Source organism: Treponema zioleckii (assembly GCF_014737315.1).
Taxonomy (GTDB): Bacteria; Spirochaetota; Spirochaetia; order Treponematales; family Treponemataceae; genus Treponema_D; species Treponema_D zioleckii.
The window spans coordinates 1-18,481 of record NZ_JPUF01000017.1 but is presented as its reverse complement, the minus strand read 5'-3'; the positions used below and the strand labels follow the sequence as shown (position 1 = coordinate 18,481).

The 18,481-nt window shown below is 36.4% G+C and carries 17 protein-coding genes and 1 pseudogene; 7 read left to right on the top strand and 11 right to left on the bottom strand.

What is annotated here, in order from left to right:
• Positions 1-23: 23 nt before the first annotated feature.
• Positions 24-2,213 (bottom strand): type I restriction-modification system subunit M, encoded by a 2,190-nt coding sequence (locus JI65_RS06040; RefSeq protein WP_191014485.1) that lies wholly within the window; start codon positions 2,211-2,213, stop codon positions 24-26.
• 153 nt (positions 2,214-2,366) lie between these two features.
• Between JI65_RS06040 and JI65_RS06035 the strand changes: the two genes are divergently transcribed.
• From JI65_RS06035 to JI65_RS06005, 7 genes and pseudogenes are all read left to right on the top strand, one after another.
• Positions 2,367-3,308, top strand: coding sequence for an ATP-binding protein (locus tag JI65_RS06035; protein WP_242457175.1), 942 nt, complete (start codon positions 2,367-2,369; stop codon positions 3,306-3,308).
• Between the two features lie 97 nt (positions 3,309-3,405).
• Positions 3,406-5,619 (top strand): S8 family peptidase, encoded by a 2,214-nt coding sequence (locus JI65_RS06030; RefSeq protein WP_191014484.1) that lies wholly within the window; start codon positions 3,406-3,408, stop codon positions 5,617-5,619.
• 301 nt (positions 5,620-5,920) lie between these two features.
• Entirely contained in the window at positions 5,921-6,277 is a 357-nt protein-coding gene (locus JI65_RS06025) for an HU family DNA-binding protein (protein WP_242457174.1), read from the top strand.
• A gap of 484 nt (positions 6,278-6,761) precedes the next feature.
• Positions 6,762-7,604, top strand: a pseudogene (locus JI65_RS17340) (aldo/keto reductase).
• 1 nt (position 7,605) lies between these two features.
• Entirely contained in the window at positions 7,606-7,803 is a 198-nt protein-coding gene (locus JI65_RS06015) for a hypothetical protein (RefSeq protein ID WP_191014483.1), read from the top strand.
• Positions 7,776-8,048 (top strand): nuclear transport factor 2 family protein, encoded by a 273-nt coding sequence (locus JI65_RS06010; RefSeq protein ID WP_191014482.1) that lies wholly within the window; start codon positions 7,776-7,778, stop codon positions 8,046-8,048. The genes JI65_RS06015 and JI65_RS06010 overlap by 28 nt, the downstream gene beginning before the upstream one ends.
• A gap of 96 nt (positions 8,049-8,144) precedes the next feature.
• Positions 8,145-8,624: a GNAT family N-acetyltransferase gene (locus tag JI65_RS06005; protein ID WP_191014481.1), complete on the top strand. Its 480-nt coding sequence runs from the start codon at positions 8,145-8,147 to the stop codon at positions 8,622-8,624.
• Between the two features lie 13 nt (positions 8,625-8,637).
• On the opposite strand, the gene JI65_RS06000 is transcribed toward JI65_RS06005, so the two are convergent.
• From JI65_RS06000 to JI65_RS05965, 10 genes are all read right to left on the bottom strand, one after another.
• Positions 8,638-9,459, bottom strand: coding sequence for a protein-ADP-ribose hydrolase (locus JI65_RS06000; RefSeq protein WP_191014480.1), 822 nt, complete (start codon positions 9,457-9,459; stop codon positions 8,638-8,640).
• A gap of 170 nt (positions 9,460-9,629) precedes the next feature.
• Positions 9,630-10,544 (bottom strand): SIR2 family NAD-dependent protein deacylase, encoded by a 915-nt coding sequence (locus JI65_RS05995; protein ID WP_191014479.1) that lies wholly within the window; start codon positions 10,542-10,544, stop codon positions 9,630-9,632.
• A 9-nt stretch (positions 10,545-10,553) separates the two neighbouring features.
• Positions 10,554-10,841 carry a hypothetical protein gene (locus JI65_RS05990; RefSeq protein WP_191014478.1) on the bottom strand — a complete coding sequence of 96 codons (288 nt, stop codon included), beginning with the start codon at positions 10,839-10,841 and terminating at the stop codon, positions 10,554-10,556.
• 95 nt (positions 10,842-10,936) lie between these two features.
• Entirely contained in the window at positions 10,937-11,068 is a 132-nt protein-coding gene (locus JI65_RS17530; protein ID WP_277950586.1) for a hypothetical protein, read from the bottom strand.
• A gap of 17 nt (positions 11,069-11,085) precedes the next feature.
• Complete coding sequence (locus JI65_RS17075; protein ID WP_197971908.1) at positions 11,086-11,238, bottom strand: hypothetical protein; 153 nt, start codon at positions 11,236-11,238, stop codon at positions 11,086-11,088.
• A gap of 7 nt (positions 11,239-11,245) precedes the next feature.
• The gene (locus tag JI65_RS05985) at positions 11,246-11,890 is read right to left on the bottom strand and encodes a hypothetical protein (RefSeq protein ID WP_197971907.1); all 645 of its coding nucleotides are present in this window, start codon (positions 11,888-11,890) and stop codon (positions 11,246-11,248) included.
• 381 nt (positions 11,891-12,271) lie between these two features.
• Complete coding sequence (locus JI65_RS05980) at positions 12,272-15,358, bottom strand: type I restriction endonuclease subunit R (RefSeq protein ID WP_191014477.1); 3,087 nt, start codon at positions 15,356-15,358, stop codon at positions 12,272-12,274.
• Positions 15,359-15,367: 9 nt separating this feature from the next.
• On the bottom strand, positions 15,368-15,982 hold the full coding sequence (locus JI65_RS05975) for an RloB family protein (protein ID WP_191014476.1): 615 nt from the start codon (positions 15,980-15,982) through the stop codon (positions 15,368-15,370).
• Positions 15,960-17,219, bottom strand: coding sequence for an AAA family ATPase (locus JI65_RS05970; protein ID WP_191014475.1), 1,260 nt, complete (start codon positions 17,217-17,219; stop codon positions 15,960-15,962). The genes JI65_RS05975 and JI65_RS05970 overlap by 23 nt, the downstream gene beginning before the upstream one ends.
• 180 nt (positions 17,220-17,399) lie before the next feature.
• Positions 17,400-18,425, bottom strand: coding sequence for a hypothetical protein (locus tag JI65_RS05965; RefSeq protein WP_191014474.1), 1,026 nt, complete (start codon positions 18,423-18,425; stop codon positions 17,400-17,402).
• Positions 18,426-18,481 lie beyond the last annotated feature (56 nt).

Genomic DNA, 18,481 nt, shown 5'->3' with positions numbered 1-18,481 from the left:
TAGTTTTACCATGATTCGCTCCACTATAATGATTCAATAAACTTTCTAAGCTCATTTCCAATTTCAATCAGTTCATTATTGCCAGTCGGCTTTCCTGTCGCATCATAACCAATATCTTCTGCAATCGCCATAAAAATTGGATAATCTGGCAATTCTGACTGTTTGGATTCAAGATAATTTTCTGCAAGTTCTCCCTTAAGATTATCAATCTTTTCCCGGTATTCTTCAGATAATTCTAAATTCCACTGTTTGTATTCTTCTGTTTTTTTTGCTTCTGAACTTGAAACACCAAGTTTTTCTGCTAATTCAGAAACTTTTTCTTTTTGTTTTTTAGTCTTTTCTGCATTCCATGCTTCAATTTGTTCTTTGTAATGCGAATCTGCCAGGATTTTTTGCTCTATTTCTTTTTTCTTATTTTCAAATTCCTCTTCATGAGTTTTATCCCATTTTCTAAGAAAAAGAACAGAGCTTTTTACACCCGCACCTGTTGCCATGAATGCGGTTTGTGGCATGGAAACAACGGCAACAATTCTGAACCAGCTTTCTATTTGATTGCGAACATATTGCAAGCTGCTGTTTGTAAGAATTCCGTCAGGAACTACAATAGCCATATAGCCATTCGGTTTTAAAAAATTATAGCCCTGTTCAATAAAAAGAATTTCTGTATTTTGATTCTCACGAATCGTTTCTGGACTTGATTTGAGAGCGAGCCAATCATCCTCTTTTTTTCCCAGTTTGTAAGTTTTTAAATATGCTTTTTCAGTTTGACGAACTGTGCTTCCAAACGGTGGATTTGTTACAATAAAATCAAATGAGTTGTATTTAAAACCTTGATTCTTTGTATATTCCTCAATATGTTTTTCATCAACAAGACCGTCAGATGTAATTACATTTGTATGACCGTCATCATGAATAATCATGTTCATTTTTGCGGCGCGAGAAATCTGCTCATTAATTTCAATACCATAAAGATTGTTTGATGCAAAATCATGCCAATACTTATACCATCTGTCATACTGTTTTGTATCATTTTTGTAATTTGGATAAAACTCGGTTGCTTGTTTTCTTACTTTATCCAATGCGTATAACAAAAATCCTCCACTACCACAAGATGTATCAAGAACTTTAGATTCATTTTTAATTGGAAGCACATTAACCGCAAAATCAACAATAGGACGAGGCGTAAAATATTGACCGAAGTTTCCTCTAAAATAATCAGTCATAAAAGTTTCAAAAGCACGTCCTTTGCTGTCCAAATCAGTATCGCTTAAATTTACATTCTCAAGATAACCTACAACAGTTCGGATTTTTTCTGGAGTAAGTCGGATGTTATCACGGAAGACCTCTGCATCTTTTTTACGACCTTCTTCATACAATGCAGTTACGCGCTTGTATAAAGTTTCATTTTCTTTATTTCTTCGTTTTATTTCCTTCTGCTTTTTAGTTTCCTCGGAATCACCTTTCTCGGATTTTGGCTCTGTTTCTGTAATAATCTGAAAATCATAAGGCTCGCCCATGCGTCTATCTTTTCGCTCATCCCAAATCTTGCAGAAAATCAATTTATCCAATTCATCAAATGCTTCTGAAGGATTCAGCTGTCCACCAGCCCATAAAGCATCGTGAGCCTGTTTAAAACGCTTTGTTAATTCGGACTGCTCAATTACGGATAAGCCGAAAAATTTCTGTTTTCCTTTTTCTTCCGGTAAGTATTCTGCTCCATATACATATTTATAATTCGCAACTGTTGTAACACCGAACTGAGGAATATCTGGCAGTCTATTACGAGAATTTTTTGTTTTATCTACCTCAAAATATTCTTGTCTGATTTTTGAAGTTACCCATACATATTTCACTTCGCCGGGCAGAGCAAAAGCATAACTGTAAGCCTGTTCGACTGCTTGTGAAAATTCTGCTTCCGAGACTTCTTCTTTTTTGCATTCAACTAAAATATACGGTTCAAGACAAGCATCATCTTTATAAACAATAATATCAGCTTCTTTTACTTCTCTTCCCATTGTTACAGGAACAAACATTTTTATGCGTTCTGCACTGTAGCCATAAGTTTGTACTAATTGAAGAAATATTTCTGCCTGAACCTTTTCTTCTGGATTATTGTAATTGCGTGTTTTATTTTGATTTATATATGTTATTCGACTTTTATCTTCGGAAATTGAAATTAAGCCTTTTCTAACGCCGTCTTCTATTAAACTCATAATTATTTCAATAATCTCCTATCGTCAACATTTTTACTATCTACAGAATGCCAATCACATAATACAGAAAAAAGTTTTTTTGTCAATTCATGTCCCTTAAAATTGACATTTTGTCCCATTATAATATATAATGATTTCTGTGGATGGCGTAATATGAAAAAGAAAGATGTTTTAAATCTTATTAAGTGTTACTCAGAAAATAACGATGCAGGATTTAGAGCCCAGGCATATCAAATAGCAAAGGAATTTGATTCCGAGGGTGATGTCCAGCTCTCAGAATACATTCTGTCATTGCTCTCAGGCTTAAATACGTTTGTGCCACAGATGCTGGAAGGAAAATCTGATTTTTTCAAGAAAATTATTCCCACACAAGAACCGCTTCCTCTACCAGAGGTAATAAAAGATGATTTAATAGGACTTGTAAATGCGGTAGGACATAATATCGGAATAAATAAATTCCTCTTTCACGGAGCCCCTGGAACAGGTAAGACAGAATCTGCAAAGCAGGTTGCAAGACTATTAGAAAGAGAACTTTATTCGGTTGATTTTGATTCCATCATTGACAGCAAGTTGGGACAAACTTCAAAAAACATTGCAACTGTATTTGATGAACTGAATAACCTATCACATCCAGAAAAGGTAGTCATACTGTTTGACGAAATTGATGCGATTGCGTTGGACAGGACGAATACAAATGATTTAAGAGAAATGGGGCGTGCTACATCTTCAATATTAAAGGGATTTGATACGCTGAATGAAAAAATTGTTCTTATAGCGACTACAAATCTTTTTTCAAATTTTGACAAAGCTCTGTCCCGCAGGTTTGATACAATTATTGATTTTAATCGTTATACAAATGACGATTTGCTTGAGATTGCAGATATAATACTTGATTACTATCTACCCAAAATTAAAGGGGCTGGAAAAAACAAAAAACTATTTAGAAAGATTATGGCACTTATGCCAAAATTGCCTTATCCAGGTGAACTAAAAAATCTTATAAAGACATCGCTGGCTTTTAGCACAATTGGGGAAGAATTTGATTATCTGGTCAAACTTTATAAAAATATAACAGGAAAGAACCAAATAACCTAAAAGATTTACAAGAACATAATTTTACAGTAAGAGAAATAGAAATTCTTACAGGCATTTCTAAAAGCCATGTTTCACGACAATTACAGGAGATGTAAATATGAATGACTTATTGCAGCTCAAAGGGCATTTCGAATCTAGAAAAAATTCTCAATCCTTTGGTGCTCGAAAACTTCCTGGTAATGATATAAATGAATCTGTTTCATTGGAAAAGTTGAATCTATTAATAAATCAAATTCAGACAGTAATAAATTTTTGGTCAAGTGACACACTCTTGAATGATAAATTACTTACTGTTTACTATAACAAGATAGTTGCAAAAAGCAATCGGATACAAGAATTATTTCATCCTCATAAAAATACAATTGTAGGCGCAAAATTTACAGAAACAAATCCTATAAAACATATCATTACATATTGTCTCTCCATTGAGGAAATGAAATCCGCTTCTGATAAATTAAAATTATGTACGGAAATAATGAAAAACAGGGGGTGGAACAAAATTACAAATGACACCCTCACAAAAATAAACCTTAAGAAAATCAAAATAGGCTCTGCCATCAGTAAGACATCCTTTATTGGATGTATAGTTGATTCCTATTATATAGAACGCTTAGATATTGATGCAGAAAGAAAGACTTATGAAGAGCCAACAATTGTAACTTTATATAATACAGGAAAAACGGCTAAGGAAATTCTGCAAAATCTAAATATTGATTATAAGCGTGGAAAAATAATTGATGACTATACATTATATTTAACCGCAGCTCAATATGCAGAATTAAAAGCAAAGGCTCCCTATTTAATTGCAATGTCTGTCAAAGATCTCTCAACGCTTACTTCTGATGAATTTATTTCAAAAGATTTTACAACAGAAAGAACCATACGGCTTCCAAAAGGAGAACCAATCATCGGTGTAATTGATACTGGATTTGACGAGAGTGTTTATTTTAGTCCTTGGGTTGACTTCAAAGATATGCTTTCACCTGAAATTCCTCATACAGTAAATGATACACTGCATGGAACCTATGTATCTTCTATTATTGTTGACGGTCCATCCTTAAATCCAGAACTTGACGATGGGTGTGGACACTTTAAAGTAAGACATTTCGGAGTAGGCACAGCAAATGGATTTAGTGCATATACAGTATTAAATTGTATAGAAGAAATAGTTGCCAATAATACTGAAATAAAAGTTTGGAATTTAAGTCTCGGCTCAATGTTTGAAATAGAAAAAAATTTCATATCCCCTGTGGCTTATCTATTGGATAAATTACAATACAAATATGATATAATTTTTGTAGTTGCTGGAACAAATAAAAACAAAGAATTAAACCAGACTTTTATAGGCTCACCTGCAGATTCTATAAATTCATTAGTAGTTAATTCGGTTGATTTTAGTAAAGCTCCAGCTTCATATTCAAGAAGAGGACCAGTTCTCTCTTTTTATAAGAAACCCGATGTAAGTTATTATGGAGGCGACAAAGATAAGGAACTTACTGTATATAATGGTCTAAAGGGTGACGTAAAAAACACGGGAACATCTTTTGCTGCTCCCTGGATTTCTAGGAAACTTGCATATCTTATACATATTATGGGAATGACAAGAGAAGTTGCAAAAGCATTAATTATTGATTCTGCAATTCAATGGAATAAAAATGACAATATTAATGATACAATCGGTTATGGAGTTGTACCTATAAAAATCTCTGATATTATCCAATCTCAAAATGATGAAATAAAATTTGTTATCAATGGAATCTGTGACAACTATAAAACTTATAACAACACCATTCCTGTCCCTATGGAAAAGGGCTTTTTCCCATTCATAGCAAAAGCGACATTGTGTTATTTTCCTGATTGCTCAAGAAATCAAGGTGTGGATTACACAAATACAGAATTAAACATGCAATTTGGACGAGTATCAGAATCGGGAATCGAATCAATAAACAATGACTTACAAGATGCAAAAAATACTGCATGGATTACAGAAGAAAATGCTAGAGACGACTACAGAAAATGGGATAATGTAAAAATAATCCGAGAAAGTCTAAAAAAAAGACTTATTCCCAAAAAAAACTTTAATTCAAACTATTGGGGCATATGTCTAACTTCAAAAGAAAGAACTAATACAGGTTCTAGACCAAAAGTTAGATTTGGAATAGTTATAACATTAAAAGAAATGAATGGAATAAACAGAATTGAAGAGTTTATCCAACGATGTACTTTCTCACAATGGATTGTAAACAGAATTACTATTGAAAATAAACTTGATGTTTATGCGAAAGCTGATACTGATTTAACATTCGAATAAATATTCTATTAAACAAACACGCCAAGTTTTCTCCAAATTCTCACTGAGAATTTTTTAAAAGTCAGTGAGAATTTAAAAAAACTCAGTGACTTTTTGAGCAAAACTCACTGAGAATTTCGCGACAACTTCCGTAAATTTTTCAGAAAAAATACTTGCCGACTGTGACCAGAATTTATTATCTTTTAAGACGTATCTTTCGGCCGAAGATATGGGCTCCGTCGGAGTTCCCAGAGAAAAAAATCGCTAGCGGAGGTGCTTATACGGTACTTCAAAAGTAGTTTAATCATGGAGGATACATTATATGATGTATTCTGTAACAAAGAGACAGAACCCGCTCAACCGAGAAGCGGATTCTAAGTATTATGCGTCGGCTGAGTACGGCGAGGAAATCGATGTCAATGCATTGGCTAAGGAAATTTCCAAGTCCTGCACGCTGACCCCGGCAGATATTGTAGCAGTTATCGAGAGTTTCTTGGATAAGATGCCGCAGTACCTGAAAAGTTCTAACCGCATCAGACTGAACAAGTTTGGAATATTTAAGCTCTCGTTCAGTTCGATTGGGCACGAGAAGGCAGAGGACGTAAGTTCGAACGATATTAAGAACCTGCGTGTCCTTTTTACCCAAGTGCCGAGCTTAAAAAAGAGCTGTCTGATGTGAGCTACACAAGGAAGTAAGTACAGCTTCTTGAGGTAGCGCAAAAACAATTTGTACTCAATATCAGTCTCGCAGAGACTCACAACTGCGACATAAAATTAATTCACGGCTGCTAATCTTTGTTGCAACAGATGCAAGCCTGAACATGAAGCAAATTCCCTTCGTCTGCAAAGCCAGCTCCGACAGGGGATTTTTTAATTTCTTACGCATCTCTGCGTTAGGGATTGTAGCCACGCCGAAGGCGGCCACCGCAACGAAGTGAAGAGGCTGAAGCGATAGCGGAATAGCGGAAAGCCCGACCGCCACTTGTGGCGGGAACGCCCAATTTATTTATATACGCCCTACGCACATTATTAGGCACTTTTCCAAAATCTGTCGCTTATCCCGCATATCGTCAAAATCTGCCCATTGAAAAGGCAGACTTCCATGATACATTTGATTCAAGATTCAGATTCCGAATCAAGTTCGGAGTGACAGGAGAGTCAACATGCAGACAATCAAACTTAACAATGGAATTACTTGTCCTGTAATCGGACTTGGAACATTTATGCTCTCACCGAAAGATGCCCAGAACAGCACCCGCGAGGCTCTTAAGATGGGCTACCGCCTTATCGACACTGCCAATGCTTATGTAAACGAGCGCGCTGTCGGTCGGGGAATCAAAGAAAGCGGCGCGGCAAGAAACGAAGTTTTTCTTTCTACAAAGCTCTGGCCTAGTGAATACGAAAATCCGAACGCTGTTGACGAAACTCTTGAGCGTCTTGGGGTAGATTATGTTGACCTGCTCTACATCCATCAGCCTGCCGGAAACTGACTTGCAGGTTACCGTCAGCTTGAAAAGGCGCTGAAAGAAAGAAAAGCCCGCTCAATCGGCATTTCTAATTTTGAAGGTAACTATATAGAAGAACTTGAGACAAAATGGGAAATTGCCCCTCAGTTCATTCAGGTGGAAGCCCATCCATATTTTACGCAGAAGAATTTACGCATAACTCTGGACAAGTATGACATCCGTCTTATGAGCTGGTATCCTCTTGGACACGGCGACAAGTCTTTGATTCAGGAGCCTGTTTTTGCTGAACTGGGCAAAAAATACGGCAAAACACCAGCCCAGGTGATTTTACGCTGGCATGTTCAGATGGGCTTTGTGGTGATTCCTGGAAGCAAGAACGTTGACCACATCAAAGACAATCTGAACATCATGGACTTTGAACTGACCGGCGAAGAAATGGCAGAAATCGCAAAGCTCGACAAAGGTGAGCGTTACTACCACCGCACTGACGAGCAACTCCTTCAGTTTGTCGCATGGAAGCCTGATTTTGAAAAAGCCTAAGATGAAAAAACTGCCCGCATTTATATTCCTGCTCGTGCTGGCCCTTACCGTCTGCACAGGCCAGGAATCAAAACAAAGAAATGGAGTTCCGCCAATGACCACAGAAGAAAAAGAAGTTTATGCTGCCTATGTAGCAATCAACAATGCCATGATTAAAAAAGACAGGCCGCAATGGAACGATACTTTGACAAAAACCTAACCTTTACCCACATGAGCGGGAAAAAGCAGACTCGCGAAGAGTTCATTGGCGAAATCATGAACGGAACTCTAAACTACTTCAAAGTGGACACAAAGGATTATTCAATCAGTGTGGATGGCGACACCTCGCACATGAAAGTCACCCATACACTCACGGCAAAAGTTTATGGAATTAGCGGAAGCTGGACTATGAGCGGTGAAAACACTTATAAAAAACGGGATGGAATCTGGGTAAGAGTCAGGTAGTCTAACTCCAGTTCATTATTTTTATAGCGTTCAACTGTGTTTTTTTGTTATTTTCTCTGAGTCAGTTTTTTGTTATATTTAAATAAAAGGGTTTATATGACAGTCAGAAAATACGCAGAAAAAGATCTTACAGCAATGATTCAAATCTGGAACGAGGTTGTAGAAGATGGAATTGCGTTTCCGCAGGAAGAGCTGCTGACTCCAGAAAGCGGCAAGGCTTTTTTTGCAGGACAAACCTTATCTTGTGTTGCAGAAGAAGATGGCAAAATTTATGGACTTTACATCCTTCATCCAAACAATGTTGGACGCTGCGGTCACATCTGTAATGCAAGCTATGCCGTCGCTTCCTATGCCCGCGGAAAACATATTGGTGAACAGCTTGTAAAAGACTGCCTTATCCAGGCAAAAAAATGTGGCTATGGAGTTCTTCAGTTCAATGCTGTTGTAGAAAGCAATATTCACGCCCGCCATTTGTATGAGCGACTGGGCTTTGTTCAGCTGGGCACAATTCCAAAGGGATTTAGAATGAAGGACGGACATTTTGAAAACATCTGTCCTTATTATCATGAATTGTAATCGACGTCCCGCCCTAAAGTAAAAGCCCCTGATAAATCTCCAGATCCTTATTTCCAAAGACATTGAAGACAACCTTCTTCACGCTGGAATCTGGATTTTCTGCCAGCCACATTTCAACCGTCTCAACTGCAATCTGAGCAGCAAGGTCAGCAGGGAATCTGAATACTCCGGTTGAAATGCAGCAGAAAGCGACCGATTCAAGCTGATTTTGAGACGCAGTTTCAAGGCAGTTTTTGTAGCAGTTTGCAAGCAGAATCTTTTCGCGCTTTCCCACGCTTGTGTAAATAATGGGGCCAACAGTATGAAGCACATAACGACTTGGAAGATTAAAGGCCGGCGTTATTTTGCAAAGCCCGGTTTCTTCCTCGTGTCCCTGCTTTTGCATCAGCTCGTTACAGGCAAGCCGTAGCTGAATACCTGCATAGGTGTGGATACAGTTGTCGATGCAGATGTGAAGCGGCGCAAAGCATCCAAGCAGCGCAGAATTTGCCGCATTAACAATTGCATCAACTTTTAGAGTGGTGATGTCGCCTTGCCAGAGGTATAGCTTTGGGTTCCTCGTCGTCGGGCTCAAATCCGCAATATCCGTAATCCCCCGCTCTTTATTAACCTGCTGCAGGTACTCATCCTGTATTCTCAAAAAGTCTTCGCTAATGGAATATGGACCACGAATATTCATCAAAGCCCGGAGTATATCGCGCTGACTTTTTTCATCAACAGGAATCACAAAGCCGCCTTCATTTCCGGGCACAAGACCCAGCTTAAAGCCTGCACTCCCCTTATCTTCTTTGAGGAGTTCTGTTATCAAATATGTGCGTCGTTCTTTTTGTGTCATTTCCTTTTCCTCTTCATTTGGGCGTTCGTCGTTCGCCGGGCTTTCCGCACTTCCGCGCTAACCGCGCTTCATACCGCAGGCGGTACTGCTTCGCAGGTGCTCCAATCCCTAACGCATATCCATCAACCATTCCGCATTTTCAAGAAATTTTTGATTTTGCGGAATATCATTTAATTTTCATTCCGCATTTTTATATATTTTTCATTTTTGCGGAACATTTTTTTCACCACCTCCCAAATATCATTATTTACGCAAATACTCTGTTTTTCAATCTCGCCAGGGACCTCGGCCTCTCCCTTGTTTATGCAGATATAAACAGCTTTTGGATTTGCATAGGTCATCTTCCAGAAAGGATATTTAATGATTCCCGGAGTGTTACCGCCAACTCCAAGCTCCAGAAAAACAATCTTTCCATCTTTATTTTCATTCAGAAAATCTTCATAACGGCTAGCAGCCTTATTCCAGCCTTCATCTTCCACAAAAGTGTTGTCTGAGCGAAGATTCATTGTCATAGGCTTTCCGCACACAGGACAGCGGGGAACCAGTTCAGAAGGAACAGACATTTTTATTCCTTCAAATCCATTTTCCGGAAGTTCCAGACCACCATCATCCTGAATTACAAAGCCCTGTTCCCTGACCATCTTTTCAACAAAAAGCTGATTGTCGTAAGTTTTCTTGTGACAAGGCTCCGAACATTGCCAGAGACCGTAATCCCCTTGAGTATAAAACAGTCGTGACTTATCAAAACCCGCTTTCTGAAAGCAGTGGTCAACATTAGTCGTAAGAATAAAATAATTTTTATTCTTCACAAGTTCAAAGAGTTCTTCATAAACTGGAATGGTCGCGTCCATGTAGCGGTTAATCATTATGTAGCGGCTCCAGTAAGCCCAGTTTTCTTCAAGAGTTTTGTAAGGATAAAAACCACCGGAATACATATCGTGAAAGCCGTACTTCTTTTCAAAATCAGCAAAATATTTTTGGAAGCGATGCCCGCTGTAGGTAAAGCCAGCAGAAGTAGAAAGTCCCGCTCCAGCACCGATGAGAATTGAGTCTGCATTTTGTAAGATTGATTTGATGTTTTCCATTCTCCACCTCTATAGATTAAAAACAACAGGCTTAGAAAAAGCTTTATTCTCTTCAAGTCCCCTAACATGACCAAGATTGTTCAGACTGCCGGAAATCTCAGAAAGATAGAAAACCTTGAACAAGGAATGATTTGCATCATTTTTGTACAGCTGGCGAACTATGGAAGATTTTTCCATAATCATTTTCTTAACCGTAAGATTTTCTTCAAAGACAACCCTTGCACTCATGCGAATCCAGGCTGTATCAATTTCATTTTCCATAAGACGGGAACCACAAAGGTCAATATAAGGATTCACAGAAAGCTCCTTGAACATATCCTTCTGGCTGTTTGTGCAGAACGTCGCAAGCTTTCGCTTGCTTACCGAGTTTTTGCAAGCAAAAACTCGCAGGATTAAAATGCGAGTTTGCGTAGCAAACTCGATAAGTTCGCCAACGGCGAACGACGCTTCCCATCCAAACCGATTGTTGCCAGATACTGTAAGCCTACTTTATCAAGATATTCTGCAATTTCTGTAACTGTCATTCGTGGCTCCTTTTAAATTATTTTCCAGGGAAGAACATTCCAGCCGACATATCAAGATAGTTCAGACCTGAATATTTTGGATATGCTGACTGCACTGCTGCCTTAAAGCCTGCAGCATCAACATTTTTGATTGCGATGTTTTTAAGCCCTTTAAGGTATTCTATCTTCATTTTAACATCATCCAGATTTTCCACAACATAATGACTGGTCAGGACAAGGCCGTATTTTTTTCTGGATATAAGATTCCAGTACGGAAATGAGTGCGTCGACGTGTGCTTTTCCTGCGACAATTGAATGAACATCGTGGCCCAGCATGTGAGTATAAACCACATTGATTTCAGGAATGAAGATGTCGAAGGCTTCCTGGGTGCGGGTGATTTTCATTTCCACACCGCAAAGGGTCAGGCTGTCACCCTCAATAAAATCCGTAGTCGTATAGATTGATTTATCAAAAGCTTCCCCAAATGCTCCCGCGAAGTTTGAAACAAGCCCTGCCCCGCCACCGTTGTGATTGTAGTCATCAGCATTCTTTGTCGAATAAACTTTACTGTCCTTCATAAAAGAAGCCCCCGCTCCATGATAGGCAATGACTGCACCCTCATACTTGAGCCCCTTGTCTGAAATATATTTTTCCAGCTCCTTAATGTTATCAAAAAAGCATGGGGATTCAATCATAAAGCAACGGCCGTCTTTTTCCACCAGAAAACATTCGTCCGAAATCAAGTCATTAGTCTTGAATGCGTGAAGTTTGACTGAACCAAAATCATAGATTTCCATTAACCCCTTTGAAAGCTGAACCGATGTGAACTGTGTCTTTTCCATAAAATTACCTCGTTAAGTTTTTATCTTAAAAGCAGGTGATCAGGCTGATTAAAAGATGTGTTTTACTGCGAGTTGTAACTTAATATTTACAACTATGAATAATATAGCGTTGTAATTTATAAATGTCAAGTGGTGTTATTTATTTTTTACAACAAAATGATGAGAAAAGACAAAAAAAGCCACCTCAAAAACAGGTGGCTTTATAAAAAATTTGGATGGGCGGCGTATGCGTCGCTTTGCTCCGCGTACTGCAAGGAAATTATCAAACAGTTCGCTCTCGCTCACGGCGTATCCATCATATCAGGGTGCCTTTCCTGCTCGTCAAATTTCATTTTATTATCAATGGCATGGATGAAATGTAACAGATTTAGGAAGCATATTTTACACTCCTTCCTTCAAAAAAGCCTTATACAAAGCCTCTGCCATCATCTTTCGCATAAAGTTATATTTCTCTTTATCCTTAAGCCAAGATTCGTAAGCTTCCATATTTTCAAGATAAGAATTTTGTAATGTATCGTCAAAAGATTTAGGCATGATATTATTTTCAAACATTTGTTGACCATTTGAACGTGCAGATGTTTTCAGCTTATCATCCTTTACCATTGTATTAAACACATCTTCAAAGATTACTTTATCTCTTTCTGTAAACTTTGTTCCAAATTCTTCATTAATCTTTTTTATTACTTCTGAAAGCGGAGTTTTCTTTTCCTTTTCACTAGGAGTATTTTTAATTCTTTGTGGTTCAAGAACACCATTTTCCGGTTTTAGCTCAATGCTACCCTCAAAAGTTTTTTCAAGTTTATAATATTCAAGCTTAATCTTGTTTGTAATATCAATCATTGTAACAGGATCTGCAGGAACAAGTCTTTCAAGGTATTTACAGAAAAGATATTCCCTATGTAAATCTTTAGAGAACATTCGGATAATCTGTGAAATAAAGTTGTACCATTTTACAAAAGATCGCAAAAGTTTTCTAAATTGATACCTTTGTTCCTGATTCAAATTATTATATCCTTGAACAACTGGCAAAAGTGCATTTGTAATCTTTGCCTGCTTTGATGGATTTTTCTTTTGAGCCAGATAGATATCTGTAACATTTTTGATATCTTCATCATTGTAAATCTTATATCCACGTAAAAGCTTCTGAGTCTGATAAATCAGGTTTTTATTTAATTCTTCTTTTAATTCAGTTGTTTGAAAATATGGCTGGAATGCTTCTAGAATCTGTTCTTTAGTATTTACGAAGTCCAAAATAAAAGTATCATCTTTTCCTTCGCAGGTTCTATTCAGGCGACTAAGAGTTTGAACAGCTTTTACATCACGCAGCTTTTTATCGACAATCATTGTATGCAGGTAGGATTCGCTAAAACCTGTCTGGTATTTTTCCGCAACAATAAGAATATTTCCTTCATCATGGAATACTTTCTTTGTTTGAGCTTCACTAACAGGTCTTCCGTTATGATCTCGGTTCATTCCGCTTTCTGTATATTCTGTTTCTGTCGGGTCTTCAGGATCTTTCAGGCTTCCTGAAAAAGCTATGAATATTTCGAGATTTTTATAGGCATCGTCTTTTGCAGCTTGAGTTTCAATATAGCGTTTGATTTCATGGTAATATCGAACAGCGGCAAGACGGCTTGCAGTTACGACCATCATTTTACCACGACCATTTATTGCATGGCGGGTTCTATCCATGTATGTTTCAACGATAATCTGAGATTTTTGCTGCAAGTTATGAGGATGAAGTTCCTCATATCTTTTTATAAGCTTTACACTTTTTGAAGCAAATACCTGAGGATCGTCACTGGATTCCTGCAAAATCTTGTAGCAATTTTTGTAGGTCGTATAGTTTTCAAGGACATTCATTATGAAGCCTTCTTCAACTGCCTGTCTCATAGAATAAACATGGAAAGGCTTAAAACTTCCATCAGCCTGCCGAGTTCCAAACATTTCCAATGTCTTGTTTTTAGGAGTTGCAGTAAAGGCAAAGAAGCTTAGGTTCTTGTGATTACCATGAGCCGTCATTTCCTTAATCAGCTCATCTTCACTGTCTGGAGTTTTTTCTTCGTTATCGGCTTCTATTTCTTCCCATTCTTTGAGGGCATCAGTTTTATCGTCAAGGGCAATCTTAAGTTTTTTGGCACTGTCACCAGTCTGGCTTGAATGAGCTTCATCTACAATAATGGCAAACTTCTTTCCATTAACACCTTCAACTTGCTCATAAATCACAGGGAATTTTTGCAATGTTGTGATGATGATTCTTTTTCCATCGTTGATTGCATTTCGTAAGGCTTTGGAGTTCTTTTCGCCATCAACTTCGGTTTTGTCATCAATTGTAATAACGCTTCCGATTGTATGGTCAAAACCACTGACGGTTTCCTGCAACTGCTGATCCAAAACTTTGCGGTCAGTAATTATGATAACAGAATTGAACATTGGCTTGTCGTTATCATCAAAGAGAGACGCCAGACGATAAGCAACCCAAGCAATACTGTTACTCTTTCCACTTCCAGCACTGTGTTCAACCAGATAATTTGTGCCGCTTCCTTTTTCACGAACATCTGCAATCAGTTTTCGTACAACATCAAGCTGATGATAGCGGGGGAAAATAACCTTCTTAACAGTTTTTATTTTTTCTTCGCCGTTCTCGTCAATATATGTTTCCTGATAGTTTTCATAGTGAATAAATTTGTTCAGAATATCCAGAAGCTTGTCTTTCTGTAAAACTTCTTTCCAGATATATGAAGTTACATAATCATCATCAACACTTTGAGGGTTTCCAGCACCACCATCGACACCAGGGCCATTAGAGCCTTGATTAAATGGAAGAAAATCATCTTCCTTCATTGGCTTTTTTGTAGCCATAAAAGCGTTATATAAATCAATACAGAAATAAACTAAGATTCTGTGATTAAGCTTAAAGCAGCTTTCTTTAATATCACGGTCATTTATCCATTGTAATTTTGCATTATCGCAACTCTGCCCGGTTAGTTGATTTTTTAGTTCAATTGCAACAAGGGGAATGCCATTTACAGCAAGCACCATATCTACAGAGTTGTTGTTTTCTGTAGTGTAATGCCATTGTCTAATACAATGACATACATTTTGTTTATAGTGTTCAAGGGCTGTTTGATTCAATGAGTTTTCAGGCTTAAAATAGCAAACCTTAAATTCAATTCCAAGATGCTTAAAGCCATGGCGTAAAACAGAAATAAGTCCATCATTATTTACAGCATCTTCAAAAGACTGGTAGAAAGCATGCTCTGTATTTGAAGGATTCATCTTTTCAAAGCGAGTCCAGGCTTTTGGCTGAGTATCGCGGATAAAGCCGATTAAAGTTGCAATATCCAAAGCATAGCCGTCGGCATTGCCTGCACGATAGCCTGCATCATGTGCCTGCCGCCAACCACCTTCGGAAGAGATTAAATACTTTTCAATGTCGCTTTCAAACTGTTTTTCGCTGTCTGCCATAAAATACTCTCACTTTTTTCCTAGTTCTTGTATTTTTTCAATCAGCAAATCGACATTGCACATACTGTAATCAGAAGAATCTGCGTTTTTATTTCGTTCTCTTAATGTTTTTGAGTTTTCTAAAGCAGTATTAATCTTATCTTTGAGCATTGAATAGATATCATTTTTATCAAGCCATTCCTGTTTTTTACAATAGTTTGGAATATGTTTACACAATTCTTCAATAAGTTTATCTTGATTTTTATAAGTTTGTTTTGGTAAACAATAATGGAGTAAAAACCATATTTCAAAACAAGGCATAGAGTCTGCAATATCTATTCCATGCTTTTTAAGTTTTTCCGGATTATTAATTAAATCTAATGTTGTTTTTGGAAGTTTTTGAGTTTGCAAAACATCGCGATCAAAAAGGAGCCAGACATAATCATAAGCTCCTGAGGCTTGCTCATCTTTTGCATAATCCAAAAGAGTCGTTAAATTGCTATGTTTAGGTAAATCTGGTCTGATTTTTAGGGAAGAATATCTTTCTAAGCCCTTTAAGCGTTCAAAATATATTTTTTCAGTTGTTCCCTCAACAACAAGCAAAATTGTAGTCACGGTAGGTTTATTTTTCTTCGCTCTTGCCATTGAACAAATCCTTTAATTTCTGAATGTCAATATTCGGTAAAGCTCCGAATTTTCCTGCCTGATATAATTTTTTACGAGAAGTTTCTTTTCTTAGACCTGTATAATCAGAAATTGAATCATATACACTATTACCATCATTTGTTTTACTGCAAAACCAAATTTCATCATCTAATAGTAATCCTGAATCAAGGAAAGCTTGATTATGGGTTGTAAAAAGTAATTGTGAATCTTTTGATAATTCAAGGAATAATCTTAAAAAGCTTTCTACTAAATCTTGATGTAATGATGACTCTAATTCATCAATTATTGTCATGCTGGAACGCGAAGATTCTACAAGAGGTTCAACAAGTTCAAGCATTCTTACTGTTCCAGCCGATTCCCAGCCTAAAGGTAATGGATATTTTTTATTGTTGTATTCATGAATAACTGTTGCCCGACGCTTTATATTTTTATTTTCATTCATTCCAGCATTATTAGTATCGTTCTTCTCTGCTCGAATTGCGATTTCAGAAATAGAACCAAAATCTGCATAAGATAAAAATCCTGTTGCTTTTTTATTTAGAGAATAATCTTCATCAAGTTTTTTTAATAAGTCTTGTGATATGTTTCCATCAGAATAAACTCCTATATATCCCTTAAAACGAATCGACATATAAGTGAATACATCTTTTAATACAGTGAAATTTGTTTTTGAACCAGCAGAAATAACAGTACAGTTAGGAAGAATTATATCTTCCAAAGCCTTTTTTGCTCCTTTGATAGATGCTCCCCATTCTATATTTTGCATTCTACGCTCGAAAACAAGCCTTGGTAATTTCTTAGGGTAATAAGATAAAGATTCTTCTATTATTTGTTTTCGATTCATTTTTAGATGATAGCTATATTTTACATAGCGTTGTTCCTCTGTACTGAGAGCAAAAAAATTAAGATCAAATTCTCCACAGATAGAATCTATATCGTCATAGGTAAACACAAATGGAATTAGTGGAATTTCAGAATCTGGTCTGCTGGAATAAAAAGAATATGCCATGAAATTTAAATAAAATCTCAGGGCAAGAGCTATATTTGACTTTCCTGCAGCATTCGGTCCATAAATACATGCTGTTTTTAGTAATTTTGTTCCTTCAACATCAATGTAATGAAGTTTATCGGATTCATCATAACTGGTAGGTTCATAACTTATAGTCTGTTTTTCTCTTATTGAATATGTATTTGCAATAGAAAAATCAATAATCATATAAACTCCTTGATATCTAATCTATTATCGACATAAAACACCAAAAGTATTGTTATTTTTGCAGATTTTATGCAAATTTTCAATTACTTTTGACATACAAAGTAAAAACTCAAGTAATTCCACTCTTGCAAATCTTGCTCTAAATTGTTTTTCTGTTTCTGCTATAATTTACTCCATAAATTAAAAACTCTTAAAATCCTTAAATAAACTATCAATATCTTTCTGAATCAATTCATATACATACTTTGAAAATGGAAAGTTTTCTAAACCTCCAGGAATAAAATTTTCAATTATTGATGAGCATAAAGATGCTGAATGCATTCCTTTTGTATTTTGAATCATTTCGTTATAAAAGTCTGTATAAGTAATATTACCATTTCTCAAACAGGGATATTCAATTGCATTACTTGGAATATGATAGTAGGTAACTCCATTATAAAAACAGTCTTTTTTACCTGTCTCCAAATTATATATAATTTGATATGGTATATCCAAATAAAGAGAAAAATAATCTTTCAAATTAGTAAAGTTTTTCTCAACCATATCTTTATATGCTATTTCAGAGTAATAAAAGAAATTACTCATGTATTTTTTCATTTCGTTTTTTGAATAAAATTCTCCGATATATCCAATTTCTGGAAATTGATCTTTTTTTGGTAAAGGGAAAATACCTAAATCAAAATCTAGAGTCTTTAGTATAGATAATTTTGTTAGAAACTCTTTTGTTTTGATTCCATTATAAGCAGCTATAAAACATTTTTGTCCATTTGGCAAAAGGCTGTCTTTGTTTAATTTTTCTTCAAAATGCTTATAAATATCAGAAACAAAATTATCGTTACAAGTTTCTCTAAAGCAGTTTTTTATAATATTTACATACTCGCAAATTATATATTCAGATTCTATTAGTACATGTTCTTCTAGGATTCTCTTTAGATTAGTGTAAACTTCTCGCATAGCCAAGTATCTTGCAGAATCACCTTCTAATCTGGATAAACTCAAATTTATAGTATTAGTTCTATATGTGCGTTGGTCGTTTTTACAGTTTTCAGTATGTTGGAAATCAGCTTTTTGAAACTCATTCGGGGATATTATAAAAACTCTTTTAGAAGGATTGGATATTCTATCGAACCAATAATAAAACATCCTTCGGTCTTCTGAAAAACATCCATAACAGCATATTGTTTTATCAATATCAATTCCAGGCATAGGATCAAAACGGTTTATTATGTTTAGAAAAATACAAATTCAAAGTCGTTATATAT